This window comes from Lachnospira multipara ATCC 19207 (assembly GCF_000424105.1).
In the GTDB taxonomy this organism is placed as follows: Bacteria; Bacillota; Clostridia; order Lachnospirales; family Lachnospiraceae; genus Lachnospira; species Lachnospira multipara.
Window position 1 is genome coordinate 338,850 of record NZ_AUJG01000002.1, and the last position, 20,752, is coordinate 359,601.

Annotated in this window: 21 protein-coding genes and 1 pseudogene; all 22 read right to left on the reverse strand. The window is 35.5% G+C overall.

Going from position 1 to position 20,752, the window contains the following annotated elements; all coding sequences use genetic code 11:
• Positions 1-25: 25 nt before the first annotated feature.
• The 22 genes and pseudogenes from G600_RS0104005 to G600_RS0104100 all read right to left on the reverse strand — a co-directional run bounded on the left by G600_RS0104005 (position 26) and on the right by G600_RS0104100 (position 20,699).
• The gene (locus G600_RS0104005; RefSeq protein ID WP_027430785.1) at positions 26-1,267 is read right to left on the reverse strand and encodes a hypothetical protein; all 1,242 of its coding nucleotides are present in this window, start codon (positions 1,265-1,267) and stop codon (positions 26-28) included.
• Between the two features lie 13 nt (positions 1,268-1,280).
• On the reverse strand, positions 1,281-2,132 hold the full coding sequence (proB, locus tag G600_RS0104010; protein ID WP_027430786.1) for a glutamate 5-kinase: 852 nt from the start codon (positions 2,130-2,132) through the stop codon (positions 1,281-1,283).
• Between the two features lie 82 nt (positions 2,133-2,214).
• Positions 2,215-3,876 carry an NAD(P)/FAD-dependent oxidoreductase gene (locus G600_RS0104015; RefSeq protein WP_027430787.1) on the reverse strand — a complete coding sequence of 554 codons (1,662 nt, stop codon included), beginning with the start codon at positions 3,874-3,876 and terminating at the stop codon, positions 2,215-2,217.
• A complete protein-coding gene (locus G600_RS0104020; RefSeq protein WP_027430788.1) occupies positions 3,857-5,152 on the reverse strand; it encodes an aminoacetone oxidase family FAD-binding enzyme in 1,296 nt (431 codons plus the stop codon). Before G600_RS0104020 ends, G600_RS0104015 begins: the two co-directional genes overlap by 20 nt.
• Before the next feature lie 47 nt (positions 5,153-5,199).
• Complete coding sequence (gene cdd / locus G600_RS16225) at positions 5,200-5,619, reverse strand: cytidine deaminase (RefSeq protein WP_330361977.1); 420 nt, start codon at positions 5,617-5,619, stop codon at positions 5,200-5,202.
• Positions 5,611-6,117, reverse strand: a pseudogene (gene ybeY / locus G600_RS16230) (rRNA maturation RNase YbeY); the annotation flags it as partial. The pseudogene ybeY and the gene cdd, both read right to left, overlap by 9 nt.
• Positions 6,118-6,167: 50 nt before the next feature.
• The gene (locus G600_RS0104030) at positions 6,168-7,172 is read right to left on the reverse strand and encodes a PhoH family protein (protein ID WP_027430789.1); all 1,005 of its coding nucleotides are present in this window, start codon (positions 7,170-7,172) and stop codon (positions 6,168-6,170) included.
• 77 nt (positions 7,173-7,249) lie between these two features.
• Positions 7,250-7,426: a 30S ribosomal protein S21 gene (gene rpsU / locus G600_RS0104035; RefSeq protein WP_005603101.1), complete on the reverse strand. Its 177-nt coding sequence runs from the start codon at positions 7,424-7,426 to the stop codon at positions 7,250-7,252.
• Between the two features lie 133 nt (positions 7,427-7,559).
• Entirely contained in the window at positions 7,560-10,196 is a 2,637-nt protein-coding gene (gene alaS, locus G600_RS0104040) for an alanine--tRNA ligase (RefSeq protein ID WP_027430790.1), read from the reverse strand.
• A 193-nt stretch (positions 10,197-10,389) separates the two neighbouring features.
• Positions 10,390-10,548, reverse strand: coding sequence for a hypothetical protein (locus tag G600_RS15650; protein WP_155885933.1), 159 nt, complete (start codon positions 10,546-10,548; stop codon positions 10,390-10,392).
• 88 nt (positions 10,549-10,636) lie between these two features.
• Complete coding sequence (locus G600_RS13725) at positions 10,637-11,695, reverse strand: MutS-related protein (RefSeq protein WP_162141494.1); 1,059 nt, start codon at positions 11,693-11,695, stop codon at positions 10,637-10,639.
• A 38-nt stretch (positions 11,696-11,733) separates the two neighbouring features.
• A complete protein-coding gene (locus G600_RS14945) occupies positions 11,734-12,084 on the reverse strand; it encodes a hypothetical protein (protein ID WP_051195353.1) in 351 nt (116 codons plus the stop codon).
• Positions 12,085-12,342: 258 nt separating this feature from the next.
• Positions 12,343-13,053 carry a purine-nucleoside phosphorylase gene (gene deoD / locus G600_RS0104055; RefSeq protein ID WP_034245436.1) on the reverse strand — a complete coding sequence of 237 codons (711 nt, stop codon included), beginning with the start codon at positions 13,051-13,053 and terminating at the stop codon, positions 12,343-12,345.
• Between the two features lie 119 nt (positions 13,054-13,172).
• Positions 13,173-13,697, reverse strand: a complete 525-nt coding sequence (locus G600_RS0104060) for an adenine phosphoribosyltransferase (RefSeq protein WP_027430792.1) — start codon at positions 13,695-13,697, stop codon at positions 13,173-13,175.
• 87 nt (positions 13,698-13,784) lie between these two features.
• Entirely contained in the window at positions 13,785-14,015 is a 231-nt protein-coding gene (locus tag G600_RS0104065; protein ID WP_027430793.1) for a hypothetical protein, read from the reverse strand.
• An 18-nt stretch (positions 14,016-14,033) separates the two neighbouring features.
• A complete protein-coding gene (gene recG / locus G600_RS0104070) occupies positions 14,034-16,100 on the reverse strand; it encodes an ATP-dependent DNA helicase RecG (RefSeq protein ID WP_027430794.1) in 2,067 nt (688 codons plus the stop codon).
• A 102-nt stretch (positions 16,101-16,202) separates the two neighbouring features.
• Positions 16,203-17,900 (reverse strand): DAK2 domain-containing protein, encoded by a 1,698-nt coding sequence (locus tag G600_RS0104075; RefSeq protein WP_027430795.1) that lies wholly within the window; start codon positions 17,898-17,900, stop codon positions 16,203-16,205.
• Positions 17,901-17,986: 86 nt separating this feature from the next.
• Positions 17,987-18,346, reverse strand: a complete 360-nt coding sequence (locus G600_RS0104080; protein WP_027430796.1) for an Asp23/Gls24 family envelope stress response protein — start codon at positions 18,344-18,346, stop codon at positions 17,987-17,989.
• Positions 18,347-18,627: 281 nt separating this feature from the next.
• Positions 18,628-18,813: a 50S ribosomal protein L28 gene (rpmB, locus tag G600_RS0104085; RefSeq protein ID WP_027430797.1), complete on the reverse strand. Its 186-nt coding sequence runs from the start codon at positions 18,811-18,813 to the stop codon at positions 18,628-18,630.
• A gap of 125 nt (positions 18,814-18,938) precedes the next feature.
• Positions 18,939-19,328, reverse strand: a complete 390-nt coding sequence (locus G600_RS0104090) for a GerW family sporulation protein (protein WP_027430798.1) — start codon at positions 19,326-19,328, stop codon at positions 18,939-18,941.
• Between the two features lie 48 nt (positions 19,329-19,376).
• Positions 19,377-20,360, reverse strand: a complete 984-nt coding sequence (locus G600_RS0104095; protein ID WP_027430799.1) for a DUF2953 domain-containing protein — start codon at positions 20,358-20,360, stop codon at positions 19,377-19,379.
• Positions 20,361-20,372: 12 nt separating this feature from the next.
• Positions 20,373-20,699, reverse strand: coding sequence for a hypothetical protein (locus G600_RS0104100; RefSeq protein ID WP_027430800.1), 327 nt, complete (start codon positions 20,697-20,699; stop codon positions 20,373-20,375).
• Positions 20,700-20,752: the final 53 nt, after the last annotated feature.

Genomic DNA, 20,752 nt, shown 5'->3' on the forward strand with positions numbered 1-20,752 from the left:
AACTACTTCCTTTCTATCTTAAAAACTAAAGTGTAAAAATAAGCAAATTATTTCCTGTGGAAATACAGTACTTATAGTCTGCCTTTGTTGTAAAAACCTTAGTATGTATATCTGGGAATCGAACTACTTCAATGTAGTTTGAGCCCTCATTAAAAAATGGAATCTTGTGCTTCTTTCTAGATAAAACCAAAAGGTCATTCTCTACAAATTTCACATAGACATCTGCTCCAAACTTTGCCTCAATCTTTTGGTTATTTAGATTAAGCATAGTAGTTTGAGTCTTAGCTCTGCTTATCATATATGGTGTGTCGTTAATGATGTAGGTATAACTTAAGTCCGTGCTTTTATAAACGTCATTATTAAGACGTACCTGCTTTACATCATTTTCATAATCATAAAAAACGATCTTCTCTGAATGATATTCAGCGGAGAACTTAGAATAAACCACCTTACCCTCAGTTATCTTAATGTATGGGAAAGTGGAATCCTTCTTTGCAACATCAAGTCTTTCCATGCTAACATTGGCCCCGTTAAGGGAATTCTCTGAAATAAACTGTCTAATATTAACAATTCCAATAATCTCAGTCTCTGGTGTTATCTGCTCGTTAGTTTCAAACTCGTCCACCACGTCTGCCTCATCCACTAAGGCATAAGAACTTATTAAAATGTCCTTCTTCTTATTGTCATTCTTAAATTGCTCAAAAGTCTTGCTTGCTCCAAGTTTAACCACGCAATTATTACCACTAATTGGAATAATTCTCTCAACACCTAAAACTCCCACTAGAGAATTCTCAATAGGAATGTCTCTGTCTTGATTTGTCTCATGAAGAATTATTCTCTTGAATTTACTAGTCTTTCTATCAATCTGCTCAATCAATAGATAATTTCCATCAATTGCAAAGATAAGAAGTCTATCCTCTATGTCTGATTTATTCATAGAAAATTTGTAACTTTTAGAAATCTCATCATTATCGAATTGATATTTATAAAGAATTACCCAAAAGCTTTCTGCAGTCTCTTCCTCAAGGGAAACAAAGTATATATAGTTTGGATCCTTACTTGCATAAGAAATCTCTCCAAACAAATACTTCTTAATTCCTGCACCAATTTCAAAACGTTCATTAGTTGACGCATTAAGCAAAAACATCTTCTTAGACCTAAATCGATTGCTAAAAATCGACTCGTCATTCTGAGTTTGAAGTAACAATTCGCCAGCTAGGGGTATATATTTACTTTCTTCGGCATTCTTAATAAGCTGAATATCCATATATCCTCCGAAATTAATCGATTAGTGAATTAAGGTTGAAATTCTCAATCTTGTTGCTCTTAAAAATTGTACCAACACTTTCACCCTTTAAAACTCTATTAATATTTTCAATGTCATTACCATTAGTAATAACCATATCTGCACCTGAATAAGTAGCAATCTTAGCAGCCACAAGCTTAGCTGCCATGCCCCCTGTACCGACACTACTCTTTGAGCTGTCCTTACCCATATCAAGGGTCGTATCATCTAGTGTATCTACGCACTCAATAAATTTAGCATCTGGATTAGAATTAGGATCATCTGTATATAATCCGTCAATATCTGATAAAAGAATTAGCAAATCAGCCCCAATAATAGCTGAAACAATTGCTGATAATCTATCATTATCTCCAAATGTATTAAGCTGTTCAATCTCATATGTTGAAATTGTATCATTCTCATTAACTATAGGAATTGCATGTAGTTTTAATAATTCGTCAAATGTATTTCTAGCATTCAATCTATTAGTCTTATTAAGGACTGTGTTCTTTGTCATTAAAACCTGTGCTGCTAAAGAATTATATTCAGCAAAAATCTTCTGATAAACCATCATAAGCCTAGCTTGACCAATTGCTGCACAAGCCTGCTTAACCGGTAACTCCGACGGCTTACAATCAAGACCAATAGCATTTCTTCCTACTGCAATAGCACCAGAAGACACTAAAACTACGTCTCTACCTGAATTCTTAATATCCACCAAAGTTCTTACCAACTTCTCAATCTTTAATAGGTTTAATCTGTCTGTGTTCTCATGCATAAGTGATGAGGAACCTATCTTAATAACTATTCTTTTTTTGCCTTTAATTGCTTCTCGTAAATTCTCCATATAGTCACCTTTAGCCCTAAAAAATCCTTGCAAAACCTAAAGTTTCACAAGGATTAATTTTACTATATTTCCTAAAAAAAGTCTAGTTTATAAAGCTCTTGGCAATTGCCTCGCAAGCCTTCATTCCATCTACTGCCGCACTAGTTATACCGCCTGCATAACCAGCACCCTCACCACATGGTATTAGACCCTTAATATTTATTGAATAATAATCATCATTTCTTAAAATCTTAACGGGCGATGAAGTTCTTGATTCCACGCCTAATAGTAGTGTTTCCTCGTTATCATAGCCCTTAATAAACTTATCAAAACCATGAATTCCTTCAGTTAATGAACTTGTTATAAATTCTGGTAAAACTTCTCTTAAATTTGAAAGCTTATAATCCCCCTTAGTATTAGGCATTACCTTACCAAGACTAGTTGACTTGACACCCTTATCAAAATCTCCAAAGGTCTGTACAGGAATCTTACCTTCACCTTCTCTATAAGCAGCAGCCTCAAGTTTTCTCTGAAATTTCATACCATCAAGTACATTTTCACCAAAATCCTTAGGAGTTACGGTTACAATAATTGCAGAGTTTGCATTCTCACCCGCACGGCTTGAATAGCTCATTCCGTTAACGGCAAGCTCTCCCTCCTCACTTGATGCATTAACCACATAGCCGCCTGGGCACATACAGAAGGAATAAACTCCTCTCTCCTCGCCGCTAGCATGAGTCTTATAAGTCACCTTATAATCTGCAGTTGGAAGCTTATAATTTGGATTATCAAGGGCAGCCCCGTAAGCATTTCTATTAATAAGTTCCTGCTTGTGCTCTACTCTAACGCCCACAGCAAAAGGCTTTGCAGTCATCATAATGCCTAGCTTATCAAGCATTTCAAAGGTATCTCTTGCACTATGTCCAATAGCTAGGATTACCTTTCTAGCTGTTTTTGTAAAAATTTTACCTGTAGTTAAATCCTTAATCTCTAGGGAGTCTATCTCCTTTTCCCCACTTGGATTAGCCTTTAAATTAATAGTCTCAAGCTTTGATGCAAAATGTATCTCTCCGCCATTAGCCTTAATCTCTTCTCTAATACTTACAATGACCTTTGCTAGGACATCTGTTCCAATATGTGGCTTATTAACATAAAGAATCTCCGGATTTGCCCCGTGTTCTACAAAGGTATTAAGAACATAACTAATCCTTCCGGTACTCTCATGAATACTTGAATTTAATTTACCATCTGAAAATGTACCAGCCCCGCCTTCGCCAAACTGTACATTACAGTTTATATCAAGCTTTTCACCTGACCAAAAGCCATTAACCTTTTCCTGTCTTTTTGAGATTTCAAGACCTCTCTCATAGACAATAGGTCTAAGGCCCATTCTAGATAAATTAAGGGCTGCAAAAATTCCTGCAGGACCAAAACCTATAATAACAGGTCTTTCCTCTTCACTAATTTCACGTCCCTTAGTGCTTGTATCTAACTGATAAATTATTTTTTTAGATAGAGTCACATTCTTATCTCTAGTTCTTTTTAATATATCCTTAAAGCTCTTTCCCTTAACACTTAAGACATTGACGCTATAAAGATAGATAATCTCTGGCTTATGTCTTGAGTCAATAGAACGCTTTAAAATCTCATATTTAATATCTTCCTTGCCTAAATTAAGGGCCTTTCTAATCTTTTTTTCAATTAAATCAAGGCCGTCATTTGGCTTACATTTAATATTAGATATTCTAATTACTTCCTGTTCCACTATATTCTCCTATTATCTTTTTAGATAGCTTGTGAGCCGATGAAAAAGCCCACTGTAAATTGTAGCCACCGCACATGCCATCTACATCTACAATCTCGCCACAAAAATATAGACCTGGATATTTCTTTGACTCTAAGTCGTTTGTTAACTCGCTAAATAAAACTCCACCCTGTAAAACTTGAGCGAAGTTCTCTCCCTTAGAATCTATAATTTCAAGACTGGTATTTTTAAGGGCCTTGCAAATCTTATCAATATCCTTAGAAGTTAAATTACTAGCCTTTATATCTAGGTCCACATTAATATTCTTTAAAATAAATTCCATTAATTTATGATTAATAAAGCCATCAAAAAGTTCTCTTAAAAATTTAGTTTGTCCATTTTTTACAATAAGAGAAACATTTTCAAAAAGCTCCTCTTTAGTAAAATCTGGTGTAATATCAAGGCTTGCATACACCTTCCTTTTATCGTTCAAGGCAGCAGTCGCATATCTACTTACCTGAAAAATAGGGATTCCCGAAATACCATAATCTGCATACTGAATCTCACCTGTATCAGAGGCAATTTCCTTACCATCCACAAGAATTGTAACCTTACCAAGAGCTCTTACTCCCTTAGCTAGCTTAATAAACTTATTGTCTGCCTTTAGTGCTACTAGGGCTGGTAGAAATTTTTTGTATTTAATGGACATGTCCTTTAGGAATTCTTCCTGATTAGACTTTCTTTTATTATCTATACTTGCATTAGTTCCTGTAGCAATTATAAGCTTCTTTGCCTTAATGGTGATTGGAAAGCTTGCCTCCTGCTTTTTAGAAGTATCCTCCATATTTTCAAGGCAGTTTACAAGGAAATAATCTCCTTCCTTTTTAAAGGACTTAAAACTGCAATTAAGGAACTGCTTAACTTTCTTACTTTCTATATCAAGTCTTAAGGCATTAACCACGCTAAGAGCTGTCTCAGATCTAGGATAGACATAGCCATCTCTAACTTTAGTTAAAACTCCAAGCTCCTTAAAGTAATTAATAACTTCCTTGTTATCAAACTCCTTAATTATGGCAAAGGCCTTATCTCTATCTTCATTTTGATAGTTTTCTTCATTAAGATTTAGATTTGTGAAATTACATTTTCCATTGCCAGTTTGTAAAAGCTTAGCACCAAGCTTATTGTTAGCCTCAACCACTGCGCACTTAAGGCCTGTAGTTGATAAAAGGCTAGCCGCAAAAAGCCCTGAAGCTCCCGCTCCCACTATTAGGCAATCATATTCAAAAAAATCTTTCATAATCAATCCTTATATCTCTTAGTTTTACTTATTCTTCCTATACAATCTTATAGTTTAAAGGAAAATGCTAACAAATCCCCTAAGCTATATCTTTTTATTTCCTTATCCACTTCCACAAGGCAAATTGCATTCTCATTCATAAATTCAGACATTACCTGTCTACAAATGCCGCATGGATAAGCCGCACCCTTCTTTGAAACTACTGCAATCTTTACAAACTTTTTCTCGCCAGTAGATACGGCCTTAAAAATTGCTGTTCGCTCTGCGCAATTTGTAGCGCCATAAGATGCATTTTCAATATTAGCTCCTGTAAAAATCTTGCCATCTTCTGTTAAAAGAGCAGCTCCCACAGGGAACTTCGAGTATGGAGAATAAGAAAACTTCATTGCCTTCTTAGCCTCTTTAATTAAGGCCTCATCTTCCTTTGTGGCCTTAGTAATCATCTTTATATCCTTATCTCTTGTAATATCAAGACGAGCTAGGACATCTTCCTGCTTTCCTTCCATCTCCTTAGCCTCAGGCTCAGTCATGTGATCATAGCCAAATAAATGCATCATGCTATGGGCCACAAGAAAGGCAAGTTCTCTAAGGGGAGAATGACCATACTTGTCGGCCTGCTCATAAACCTTCTCAATTGAAACCACAATGTCCCCTAGCATAAGCTCGTCAGTTTCAGGATTAAAGTAGTCCTCGTGATTCTCCTCTAAAAACTTCTTTATGCTCTTAAAGTCTCCCGGCTCCACGTAGTTAAGGCCTGGGAAAGAAAGTACATCTGTTGCTGAATCTACATCTCTATACTGCTTATTAATTTCATGAATTTCCTCATTATCTGTAATTGTTACATTAAGTTCTGCCTTATAAGGACATTTTACATAATCAATAGCCTCAATAATAACTGATCTAATAACGTCTTCGTAGTTAAAATCAAATTTCTTATCTGTATTATATTCAATGTAAATTCCCATAAATATACCTCTCAATTCTTCCTTAGGCTCTTGGCCTTTTATTTACCTTTTTATTTTTTAAAAGCTCTATTCTTTGGGGCTTTTTTCTTCTTTTCTAACTTCTCTTCATAGTTTTCATAAGCCTTTACAATCTTTTGAACAAGAGGATGTCTTACAACGTCCTTATTAGTTAGTTTTGCAAATGCAATGCCATCCACTCTAGACAAGACCTTAATTGCCACTTCTAAACCAGACTGTGTATTAAAAGGTAAATCCTTCTGAGTCATATCACCTGTTACAACTACCTTACTTCCAAAACCAATTCTTGTAAGGAACATCTTCATCTGGGCTGGTGTTGTATTCTGTGCTTCATCAAGGATAATAAAGGCATTATCAAGAGTTCTACCTCTCATGTAGGCAAGAGGTGCAACCTCAATAAGCCCCTTCTCCATATTAGCTGTAAAGCTCTCAGCTCCCATAATCTGATAAAGAGCATCATAAAGTGGTCTAAGATAAGGATCAACCTTACTTTGTAAGTCACCTGGCAAGAATCCAAGCTTTTCGCCCGCTTCAATTGCAGGTCTTGTTAAAATAATTCTATTAACCTCATTGTTCTTAAAAGCCGTAATGGCCATTGCCATAGCAAGATATGTCTTACCTGTACCTGCAGGACCGATACCAAAAGTAACCATGTTATCTCTAATCATATCAACATATTCTTTCTGACCTAGTGTCTTTGGCTTAATTGGTCTACCTGCAATAGTTCTTGCAATGGTATCTGAATCTATCTCAAGCATCATATCTGATTGCTTATTCTCTAAAACTAAAGAAAGGGCATAATCAACATTTTGTCTAGTTATCTGATTGCCCCTATTATTAAGTGTAACTAAGTTATTAAGAACCTCAACAGCGCTTCTAACATTAGTTTCCTCACCTATTACTTTTACATTCTCATCTCTTGCGATAATATCAACGTGCAATGTTCTCTCAATCGCCTGTACATATTCATCAAACTGTCCAAATACATTAACCGCAGCACTAGCTGGGATATTAATCATCTTTTCTAATTCGCTCATCTACTACACTCCAAGATAAAATTGATAAAAAAGCTAGCATACAATGTATGCTAGCCTCATTATCTTTACAATTATAATTAGTTGTACTTACGTTTTCTAGCAGCTTCAGACTTCTTCTTACGTCTTACGCTTGGCTTTTCGTAATGTTCTCTCTTACGAATTTCCTGCTGAATGCCAGCCTTAGCACAGTTTCTCTTGAATCTGCGTAAAGCGCTATCTAATGATTCGTTTTCTTTAACGATTACGTTTGACATACTTCCCTGACCACCCTTCTGTTGCAAATTGTGCATCAATACATAATTATAAATATAGGGTATTCTAATCGCACAACTAAAATTATACCATATATTTTATTTTCGTCAACTAGTTTTGAACTAAAAGTTTAGACTAGTTTAACTGACCTTCTAATTCAGATGCTACCTTTGAAAGTAACTCATCAATACCAGCAGCATTCTTACCACCAGCCTGAGCCATGTTAGGACGACCACCGCCGCCACCTCCAACGATTGGAGCAAGACTCTTAATTAAGTTACCTGCATGAGCACCAGCCTTAACAGCATCATCTGTTGCCATAGCAATTAAGTTAACCTTACCATCATTATCAGATGCAAGTAATACAACACCTGACTTGATTTCTGTCTTTAACTTATCGCCTAAGTTTCTAAGTTCGTTCATATCAACGCCTGATAACTTAGTAGCGATTAACTTAAAGCCCTTAACTTCAACTGCATCACTCGAAACATCACCAAGAGCGTTGTTTGCAAGTTCAGCCTTAAACTTTTCATTCTCGCTTGAAAGTGCCTTAACTTCATCATTTAATGAGTTAATCTTATTAATTAACTGAGCAGGTTCAACCTTAGCTGCCTTAGCTGCATTGCTTAATTCTTCTTCAAGCTTAGCATAGTAGTTTAATACGCCCTTATCTGTAAGAGCCTCTAATCTTCTAACACCAGCTGCAACACCTGACTCACCAACGATCTTAAATAATCTAATATTAGCTGTATTAGCTACATGTGTACCACCACAGAATTCCTTAGAGAAATCGCCCATAGATACAACACGTACCTTCTCGCCATACTTTTCACCAAAGAGGGCCATAGCACCAGTCTTCTTAGCTTCATCAATTGTCATAACATCTGTTACAACAGGAACAGCCTTTGCAATCTGCTCATTGACTAATTCTTCAACCTTAGCTAATTCTTCCTTAGTTACGCTCTGGAAGTGAGTAAAGTCGAAACGAAGTCTTTCTGGATTTACAAATGAACCCTTCTGTTCTACGTGATCACCTAAAACAGTTCTTAAAGCCTTCTGTAAAAGGTGAGTAGCTGAGTGGTTCTTACATGTGTCAGCTCTACCAGCTTCATCAACACAAAGTGTAACCTTATCACCCTGCTTAATCATACCCTTTGTCATTTCACCAACGTGACCAATCTTGCCACCCTTTAAGTGAATTGTAGTCTCAACTTTAAATTCGCCTTCAGGAGTTGTAATAATACCCTTATCACCTTCCTGGCCACCCATTGTGCCATAGAAAGCTGTCTTATCAACGATAATTGTACCCTTATCACCTTCTGTTAAAGCATCAACAATTTCTTCCTCTGTTGTTAAAACAAGGACTTCGCCTTCATTTGTTAACTTGTCATAGCCAACAAATTCAGAGCTAATTGTTGGATCAATATCATCATAAACTGTTGCGTCAGCACCCATGTAGTTAGTAGTCTTTCTAGCATTACGAGCCTTAACTCTCTGCTCTTCCATAGCCGCTTTAAAGCCTTCTTCATCAACAGTAATATCTTTTTCTTCAAGGATTTCCTTTGTTAAATCAATAGGGAATCCGTAAGTATCATATAACTTAAATGTATCAGCACCGCTAAGAACCTTAGAGTTGTTCTTTGCAAGCTCATCCATCATATCGTTAAGAATTGTAAGACCCTGATCAATTGTCTTATTAAACTTATCTTCTTCTTCAGAGATAACCTTTAAGATAAATGTCTTCTTCTCTTCTAATTCTGGGTAACCATCCTTAGAACCTTCAATAACTGTCTCACATAATTCACCAAGGAACTTATGGTTAATTCCAAGTAATCTACCGTGTCTAGCTGCTCTTCTAAGTAATCTTCTAAGAACATAGCCTCTACCTTCGTTAGAAGGCATGATACCATCTGATACCATAAATGTTACAGAACGAATGTGATCTGTAATAACACGGATAGAAACATCCTGCTTTTCAGAATCCTTATACTTAACACCAGCGATTTCGCAAACCTTGTCACGAAGTGCCTGTAATGTATCTACATCAAAGATAGAATCTACATCCTGAACAACTACAGCAAGTCTTTCAAGACCCATACCTGTATCGATGTTCTTCTGAACTAATTCTGTGTAGTTTCCCTTACCGTCGTTGTTAAACTGTGAGAAAACGTTATTCCATACTTCCATGAATCTGTCGCCTTCGCCACCCATAACATCCTCAGGGCCTATACCGTACTTTTCACCACGGTCATAATAGATTTCAGAACATGGACCACAAGGACCAGCACCATGCTCCCAGAAGTTATCTTCCTTACCAAATCTATAAATTCTATCAGCTGCAACGCCGATTTCCTTATTCCAAATTTCAAAAGCTTCATCATCATCAACATAAACTGAAGGATATAATCTGTCTGGATCAATACCAACAACTTCTGTTAAGAATTCCCATGACCAATGAATAGCTTCTGTCTTAAAATAATCACCAAATGAGAAATTACCAAGCATTTCAAAGAAAGTACCGTGTCTTGCAGTCTTACCAACGTTCTCGATATCACCTGTTCTGATACACTTCTGACATGTTGTAACTCTTCTCTTAGGTGGAATTTCCTGACCTGTAAAATAAGGCTTTAAAGGAGCCATACCTGAATTAATAATAAGTAAACTGTTATCATTGTGAGGAACTAAAGAAAAGCTCTTCATTCTAAGATGTTCTTTGCTTTCAAAGAAATCAAGATATAACTTTCTTAGTTCGTTTACACCTCTGTACTGCACTGTTTCTTCCTCCCAAATGCTATAATAAATTTTTAATAATTAACAAAAAATAATCGTGTCTTTATGCTATCTAGTTCTAAAGACACTAGCTAAATATAACTCAATTATTTGTTTCTGTCAATGAAACAAGGGTTTAAAGGCCTTTGCAATAAAAAAAGACAGGTCAAACACTGACCTGTCTATAAAATAATAATTATTTATCTTCTTCCCTAGCCTTTGCAGCCTTTTTAGCATCTGAGGACTTGCGTAATTTACCACCGATCATACAAGCACAAACGATTGCAGCAATATAAACTACAAACTTAACTGCCTCATAACAAATTTCGCCACCTAAAGTAGTAAGTACAACCATTAAAACGCCTCCAAATTAATTTTATTTGTGTTAATCACCTTCGTGGTATCCCACACATATATATAGTGCTATTATATAACATTTGTCCCTAAATTTCAACTTTCCAGCTAGCATTCTCTAAAAAATATGCTGCTCTCTCATTTGATTTATCTACAATTTCTTTATCAAATCCAAGGACTGATAATAGCTTTATGGCATTTCTTGTAGTTGCTGGTCCCTTGTGAAGCTTATAGTCAAATAAAACTTCATCATCTGTTACATTTTCTCTAAAATGATAATTCTCATACTCTTTCTCAAGTAGTGTTGTAAGCTCTACATCATGAGTTGCCGCAAATACAAAGGCCTTTGACTTGCCTAGGCTTGATAGTATCTGAGTTGATGCAGCCACACGCTCCACTGTGTTAGTACCCTTTAAAACCTCATCAATAAAGATAAGTAAAGGCTTCTTATTATCATCAAGACTATCAAAGATTCGCTTAATAGACTTAATCTCTACAATATAGTAACTATTATTAGCCTCTAAATCGTCTCGAAGTGCCATAGAAGAATAGATTCTAAACTTTGGTGCCTTATAAGACTTTGAAAGGCTTGTATTAATAGTCTGGCTAAGAATTGCATTAATGGCAACGGTCTTTAAAAATGTAGACTTGCCGGAAGCATTAGAACCTGTAAGAAGTACATTACCGTTCTCACTAATAGAATTAACCACTGGGTTATCAATTAGTGGGTGATATGCCTCTTCTAAGTTAATAGAGATTTCTCCCTCCACAAACTCCGGAACGCTATAGTATGGCAAGCTCTTTCTAAAGGAAGCGATGGCAATTGTAGACTCAATAAAGCCTAAAACGTCCATAAGCTCGTAGATTTCCTGTTCCTTATTATTAAGTAACTTAACCATATTGTTAAACTTAATCAAGTCAATATGAGTAAGCATTCTTAAATAGTCCATAATAATCTCGGAAATAGAGCCTGTTACATTGCCTGTTTCAAGCATTGCTGAGTTATTATAAATCTTACTAAAGGCCTTTGATAATTCCTTTAATCTAGCATTAGAGTCTGCAAGGAAATCCAAATCAAGATTTACAATATCCTTTGAAGCCTTAATCATCTTAACAATCTGATTTATACAAACAAAATATCTCTCCACATCCGCCTTAAATCTGTAATATGTAACCACGCAAAAAATCATAGCAAAATTACAAGTAAAATTCCAATAGATGGATTAATTGCAAGTAAAACCACTAAAGAAGCGATTAAAAGAATAGGCGATAGATAATTTGCAATATTAGACTTTGGTTTTAATTCCACAATCATGTCCACATAATCAGACACTGCCATATGCTTAGCATATCCAATAAATGCAAAAATCTTTTGAATCTTAAATCTACTATCCTCATCCTCATCAAAGGAATTAGCGTAGTCATTAATTTTCTTTAATTCTTCTTCAGACTTATCCGTCTCGCGAATCATTTTATATAAGTATTCCTGACCAATTGAAGAGTTGGTATTATTAAGGGCATGAAAAACTCTGTCCATATCTAGGTCATTCCAACTAATATCATCAACACATTCTCCACTTGCCCTGTTCTTATAAAAATGTGTAATCTGCTCTAGTTCATCTAGGCTAGTCTTCTTATTTGCCTTTTTGCCATAAGATTTCTTAAGTCTTTTGTGTAGCTTTATTCTTGCTGCCCTTCTTTGTGAAATGTAGGCATAAATAATAGAAACTATTGCTGCTATTATTATTAGTATCCAAACGATGTCCTATTTTTTCATAAATTCAAGTCTCCTAAATTAAAGATTAATAGCAGTATTAAGTGCAATTTCCATCATATTAGTAAAGCTAGTCTGTCTCTGATATGCATCAAGCTCTTCATTCTTATAAAGATGGTCACTGATAGTTAAAATACAAAGCGCATTCTTACCTAGTCTCTGAGCATTTAAGTAAAGAGCTGCCGATTCCATCTCTATACAAAGCACGCCCATCTTCTTCCATAGGTCATTAGCATCTTTATCATCTGAATAGAAAGTATCTGATGATAATACATTTCCAACATTTACATCAATACCAAGCTTTGCAGCCTCATCATAAGCTGTCTTTAAAAGTGTAAAGTTAGCAGTTGGTGCAATTGTACCTGGTAATTTATACTGGGCTGCGTAATTTGAATTAGTAGAAGCTGTAGAAGCTAAAACTACATCCATGCAAGAAAGATCATCTGATAGGGCCCCTGCAGAACCGATTCTAATAATATTATCTACGTCATACATGCTATAGAGCTCATAGCTATAGATGCCAATTGATGGCATACCCATGCCGCTTCCCATTACAGAAACCTTCTTGCCCTTATATTCACCTGTATATCCAAACATATTTCTTACAGTGTTAAACTGTGTTACATTTTCAAGGAATGTATCTGCAATAAACTTAGCTCTTAGCGGATCCCCTGGCATAAGAACAGTCTTTGCAATGTCACCTAAATTAGCTGCGTTATGTGGTGTACTCATATTTATCCTCCAATCTTTTAAAAAAAGTAGTGCACTTTATAAATAAAACACACTACTTCTTAATATCTAATATTATAAACTAATAATTAAGATTTAGGAATTAAAACTTTCTAAATTAATTACTTTCCTTCATACTTAATTACTGCATCTACATTGTATCCCTTTAACTTATCTCTGCCCTTTAAGCCTTCAAGTTCCATTAAGAATACAACCTTAACTACTTCACCACCAAGCTCTTCGATAAGCTTAATGATTGCTTCAATTGTTCCGCCTGTAGCGATTAAGTCATCTACAATAACTACCTTCTGACCTGGTTTGATAGAATCTTTATGTAATTCAACAACGGCTGTGCCATATTCAAGAGCGTATTCCATAGATACTGTCTCGCAAGGAAGCTTACCCTTCTTTCTTGCAGGTACAAATCCCTTGTGGTTCTTATAAGCGATTGGAACACCAAAAATAAATCCTCTAGATTCTGGTCCAACTACAACATCATAATCTACGTCCTTTAATAAGTTATCAATCTCATCAATTGCTAACTGGAAGCCATCTGGATCCTGAAGTACTGTTGTGACATCTCTAAATACGATGCCTTCCTTAGGGAAATCTGGAATACTTCTTACATAATCTTCAACCTTTTTCATTGTAACAAACTCCTTAATATGTTTAAACTATTAATATCATAAAATGACGCACTTCTTATTATAACATAAAAATTTCGTTTTGTATAACTATTCATCAAATTCACACAAAACATAATAGCCTCTACTTGTTTCACCAACTTCCTTAACCACGCCTTTTCTAGATTTTAAGCGCTCTGGAGTTGTGAAGTTACCAGACATAGCTACCGCAGGTTCAATAGTATAATAATAACTACTAGGTAATTTTCCCTCAGTAATTTCCACTACATCCCCTTCTTTTACTAAACCTGGTCTACTCATAGTAAATGACATCTCTCTCATATCTTAAGCCTCGATTCTTTAAATATTAATCTTATCTAGCACCTTACCCCTATATTCTATCACTTTTTCCTTAAGCAGTGCATTTTCATCACTCTCTAAATTATTGTCTGCATCATAAATTAGCTTAGCCGCATCACTAGCCTCTTTTAGGGTTTGTGCATCTGCAAATATATCCGCAATGCCAAAATTAAAATCTCCGCTTTGTCTTACGCCAAAGAAGTCGCCAGGGCCACGAAGCTCTAGATCTTTTCTTGCTATCTCAAAGCCGTCGTTACTATTTTTTAAAATGTCTAATCTTTTCTTAATCTTCTCTGACTTTTTACCTGTCATAAAGATACAATAACTCTGGGCATCACCTCGACCAACACGGCCCCTTAGCTGATGAAGTCCCGCAAGTCCAAACATCTCTGAATTCTCAATTAACATAACTGTGGCATTAGGTACATTTACACCAACCTCAATAACCGTTGTGGATACCAAAATATCTATCTCATGTTTAGAGAATCGCCTCATTATCTCTTCCTTTTTGGCAGGCTTTAACTTGCCGTGAAGATATTCAATTCGACAATCTGGCAGGCGCTTTGAAAGTTCTTTAGAGTAATCAATTACATTAGCCCCAGTGAAATTCTCACTTTCCTCAACCATTGGACAAATAACATAACACTGATGCCCTGCCTTTACTTCCCTTTCTAAAAACTTGTCGGCATTATCTCTGTAAGATTCGTCAACGACTGCATTTTTAATAGGCAAACGACCCTTTGGCAGCTCATCAATTACGGAAATATCCAAATCTCCATAAAGAATAATAGCCAAGGTTCTTGGAATCGGTGTAGCAGACATAACCAAAATGTGTGGTCGTCTTCCCTTATTAGAAAAGCTCTCTCTTTGGGCAACACCAAATCGATGCTGCTCATCTGTTATAACAAGGGCCAAATCCTTATATTCTAGCTTTTCCTGAATAAGAGCATGAGTTCCAATTATAATCTGCGCCTCTCCAGACTGAATTCGCTCGTAGGCTAGGCGCTTTTCCTTAGCTGTCATAGAACCCACTAAAAGCTCTATCTTAATATCAAGTCCGTTTTTTTCAATTAAGTCCTTTAAAGATTCAAACTGCTGAATGGCAAGAACCTCCGTTGGCACCATCATAGCCCCCTGATAGTTATTTAGAGCAATTTCAAGCAAGGCAATAATGGCCACAATAGTCTTACCAGAACCTACATCACCCTGAATTAATCTAGACATAATCTTAGGTCCTGTGTAATCAGCCCTAACCTCTTCCACTGTTTTTAGCTGGGCATTAGTTAGTTTAAAGGGTAGACCTTCTATAAATTCATCGATTTTCTCAAGTCGATTAATTTCATAAATATTTGGATTAGTCTCCTTTGAAGATTTCAAGCTAAGTGTTGCTAGAATAAAGAGAAAAAACTCCTCGAATGACAGTCTATGTCTAGCATTAATATAATCATCAAACTCTTTTGGAAAATGTATATTCTGCATAGCAAAATTGTGCTCCGCCAGCTCATACTTTTCTCTAACCCATAAAGGAATGTACTCTGGCTCAAGCCTTTCCTCATATTCCTTTAAAAGTCCCGACACCAACTTAGTAAGCATATTATTGGTAATGCCCTTAGTTAAGGGATAAATTGGCATCATGCTTCCTTCAAGTTCCTTATAAGCAGCCCTCGTAAAGAGCTTTGGCTGCTCGAAAGTCCACATTTTCCTAGTCTTATTAATTATCCCTCTGAAAATGTATCTAGCCCCTAACTTAAAATTGTTCTTTAAAAATGGCATATTAAAGAACGTTACTTTAAAGGCATCACCATTTTCATCCTTTAGATTAACTGAAAGGATCTTTAATTTACCATTGCCATAGATGTCAGGGCTTTTAATTACAACTCCCTCCATAGCAACAACACTTCCTTCTAAATCCTCATCTGCTTCTAAATCTGCTACTCTTACAGGCTCTTCGTAGATGTCGTATTTTCTTGGATAATGCTTTAATAAATCCTCAGTAGTATAAATATTTAGTTGTGAAAAATAGCTAGCAGTCTTTTCGCCCACTCCCTTTAAAGCCTTAATATCCATGCTGTCCCCTTATTATTCTTAATCTTAGATAGTCTTAGATAAAAAATTAATCAACGCATAAAACTTATGCGTTGATTAATCTAAATCCATTATTAATATTAATTATTCTACTGAAACGATGTAGTAATATACTGGCTGTCCGCCGTACTGTAATTCTACTTCCTTATCAGCGAACTTATTCTTAATAGCCTCAACTGCTTCGTTAGCAGCTTCTTCTGTAACATCACTACCATAATAAACAGTAACAAGTTCAGCATCATCAAACATTAAATCATCAACTAATTCAACAAGAGTTGTGTGCATATCAGTACCTACTGATGAAAGACCCTTATCGCCTAAACCAATGAAGTTGTCCTTCTTGATTTCCTTGCCATCAATAGATGTATCTCTTACTGCATATGTTAACTGACCTGACTTAACAAGGCTTAAGCCTTCTGTCATAGCCTCTGTATTCTCTTCTTCAGATCTTGTTGCCTCAAAGTTAATTAAACTTGAAATACCCTGAGGTACAGTCTTTGTAGGAATAACGATCATCTTCTTATCTTCAATAATGCTTGCAGCCTGGTTAGACGCTAAGATAATGTTACCGTTATTAGGTAAGACATAAATAACTTCTGCATTAATCTTATCTGCAGCATTTAAGATATCTTCTGTTGAAGGGTTCATTGTCTGACCACCTTCAATAACCTCGTCACAACCTAAATCTCTAAAGATCTGACCAATACCTTCACCAGGTGCAATTGTAATAAAACCAAAATCCTTCTTAGGCTCATTGCTTGCCTTAGCTTCATTAACCTTATTCATTGCATCACTTGCGGCAGCAGCCTGCTTTTCAGCCTGAGTAACAAGTTTCTCATTATGCTCTTCACGCATATTATCAATCTTCATCTTAGTTAATGAACCATACTTTAAGCCCTCTTCGAAAGCTAAACCTGGATGGTTAGTATGAACGTGAATCTTTACAATATCATCAAGAGAAACACAAACAATAGAATCACCTATTGACTCTAAGAACTTCTTAAATTCCTTCTCATCCTTTTCTGTGAATTCTCTCTCTAAATTTACAATAAATTCAGTACAATAACCGAACTTAATTTCAACATTCTCAATAGCAGCGCCAACGCCTGCCTTACCTTCTGATTCTGGCTTGTTATCTGTTTCAGTAATTGTAAAATCTGTTACCTTACCTATTAATGCATCATAACAACCCTTAAGAACAACTACTAAACCCTGTCCACCTGAATCAACTACGCCAGCTTCCTTTAATACTGGAAGCATATCTGGAGTCTTAGATAAAACAAATTCTGCTTCATCTATAAGTTTTGCAATAAACTCTTCCACATCGTCTGTCTCTGCTGCAAGTGTAGCTGCCTTATCAGAAATACCCTTAGCTACTGTAAGGATTGTTCCTTCCTTAGGCTTCATAACTGCCTTATATGCTGTTTCTGTAGCTCTTTGACATGCTAAAGCAATAGTTTCAACATTAATCTCTGTTGTAGACTTAACCTCTCTAGTAAAACCTCTTAAAAGCTGTGATAAAATAACACCTGAATTTCCTCTAGCTCCTCTTAATGAACCTGATGAAATCGCCTTTGATAAACTAGCCATATTAGGATTAGCAATTGTACTAACTTCTCTTGCTGCTGACAAAATTGTCATAGTCATATTAGTACCTGTATCTCCATCTGGAACTGGGAAAACGTTTAAGTCGTTGATCCATTCCTTATTAGCCTCTAGATTCTTAGCTCCAGCTAGAAACATCTTTTGCATAAGCGATGCATCTATAGTTTTTGTAGCCACTTTTAAATCCTCCATTCTGCTAAGCCCTTGCTTAGCATTAAATAAAATAATCCTATAATAATTTCTATGTTAATAAATATTAAAGACTAGTCAATTACTCTAACGCCTTCAACAAATATATTAATCTTCTTAATTTCAAGGCCTGTAAATTCAGAAACCTTGTACTTAATATTCTGTATTAAGTTATCAGATACTGTATTAATGCTGACACCATACGAAACGATAACGTGGAAATCGATAGTAATCTTGTTATCTTCATCTATATCAACCTTAATACCTCTTGTTAAACTGTCGCCACGAAGAAGCTTAACCAAACCATCCTTCATGCTTACTGCAGCCATACCAACAATACCAAAGCATTCAATAGCTGTTGAACCAGCGTATTGTGCAATAACCTCAGGATCAATAGAAACCCTTCCTAACTCATTATCAAGAATACCCTTCATATCTCGCCTCCGCTCTGCGTCTTGATTTATTGGGACGGTAATTACCGAAAGCTTGCGCAGAAAACTTTATCCCTATAGAAAAACTATCTCTAAGTTTCTTTAATGATGTCATTATACTATTATAAAGGCCTAAATTCAAGATTTAGCCCCTTTGGTAAATGATAAAACTTTTCTTATACGTGTATATAGTAAAATTTCAGGCAAAAAATAAAGTGAATTACGTATATATAAATATTCCGCAATTCACCTTAATTACCTAAAGTTATTCGCATAAGCGTCAATTAAGCACGCTCTACAGCACCTGAACGTAAGCATGATGTACAAACATACATCTTCTTAGATCCACCTTCAACCTTAACTCTAACAGACTTAACGTTAGCATTCCAAATCTTATTTGATCTTCTATGAGAATGGCTCACAGCATTTCCAAAGTGAGCACTTTTTTCACAAATCGCACATTTTGCCATTACTATAACACCTCCTTATCAAACTTGGGGGTATTTTACCCACAACAGTCGTTATTATATCAGATAAAAATTAATAATGCAACAATATTTTATAATTTAAAAAATAATCTATAGTATCTTTAATACTACTCTGTAATATCGTCAATTGCCTTATCAATTTCCTCATCTGTCTCTACTTTTCCAGACTTGCCTGTAAATCTGTCAATAATATCTGGTGCCATATCTAAAATCTTAGTAACCGTATCCTGATTCTTAACGTTGACTAACTTAGTTGCACCATTCTGAATTACAAGAACTGCACTAGGAGATATCTTACCTGTCATAGCTCCACCAGCATTATTCTTCTTTTCTCCAGCAAATGCACCAGCACCAACGCCAAAGGCTACATCTACTAATGGTAATATAATAGTATCATTTACTTTAACTGCGTCTCCAACTACAGTCTTAGCTGAAACAAAAGCATCCATGCCCTTAAATAGTGACGCAACTGTTGTATCAAAGTTATTATTAGCCATAGATTTCCTCCCTTACTATAATACATTGCTAATTATACCACATCTAAGCTATTTGAAAACCAACTCTTTAAATTTTTTATTTAAGAATAGCTTAACTACAATTATTACTAGAAAAATTAATTGAAAGTTGCCCTTTAATAGTATTTTTCCTTCTTTAACTTCTTCTTCAAAATCTGGATTTATCTTCATATCAAGGCCTGTAAGACCATAAATCACTGATAAATACATCAAGATTTTTCCTGTAGTTGAAGGATCTTCAAAGCCAAAATGTAAATCAATCTTATACTTTTTAGGCTTTAGTAACTTTAAAAGCTCCTTTAGTCTTTGAATTAAAAAGGCTAAAAACGCTTTGTTTTCTTCATCTGTTACAAGCTCTTTAATATGATTAATCTTCTTAAAAAGCTTTTCTTTAGCACCTTTAACTTTTCTTAAGCTATATGCTATTAAGGAAAGAATTCTTTTAAGTTTACGAACTAGAATTGTAAGATTAGTATCAGACTTTCCGGATTCATCTTTTCTAGATTCATCAATATCTGGTCCAAGGCCTAACTCCCCTTCCCTAAATTCTTCATTATAGAATTCATCAAAGTGTTCTGTCTTTACGCCCGTACTAGACTGCTCTTCCTCTCCGGCTTTGCCTGCATTTTCATCAAGCTCTTCATCCTCAAAGTCATCATCAAAGACATTCTTCTCTTTCTTATCCTTAGCAGATGAAGCTTTTCCAGATGCATCCTTAGCAGATGAATTCTCCTCTTCCTTTGATACATCCTCTTCTGAGGAGCCATCTAAGAATTTAAAAAATGCAATCTTGCCCTCATAGCTAAACTCTTTATCAAATTTAGCGTTGATTCTAAGTAGTCGCAAAAGCCAAGTTAGACTTGCACTAAATTTTAGTTCATTATAATAACTAGCATAAATTTTATATCTAACAGGAACAAATAAAACCAAGCCAAGCACTAGTAAAAGCAGTAAAAGCAAGGCTAGAAGAACTATTCCTATTATTTTCAAAATTAACAAACAAACACCTAGCATCAAACACCCTCTTTAGCCTTTAATCTCAAGAAATTCTCTTATATTAAAGTCCCCTTGTTTTTTATACATCTCATCAATTATCTGTCTTACAAGCTCGTAGCTTTCAGCCTCACCTTTGGCAATACCCACCACTAGGATATCTTCATGATTCTTTTGCTTTTTAAAATGTGGCTGATTAAAGACATTAGCTGAAATAATATCTAATAGATTCTCTGGATTGCTAGCTAGAGTAATAAGATAAGTATCAGAACTAAAGCTGTTTCTTTTGATTTTGGAAAATATTTTAGCTTTATTCTTTCTTGCTTCCTCGCCGTAATATAACTTTTTATAAAATATCATACAATCCCTCTATCTAAAATTAGCGGACCTAAAAGATAACCTTTAAATCCGCT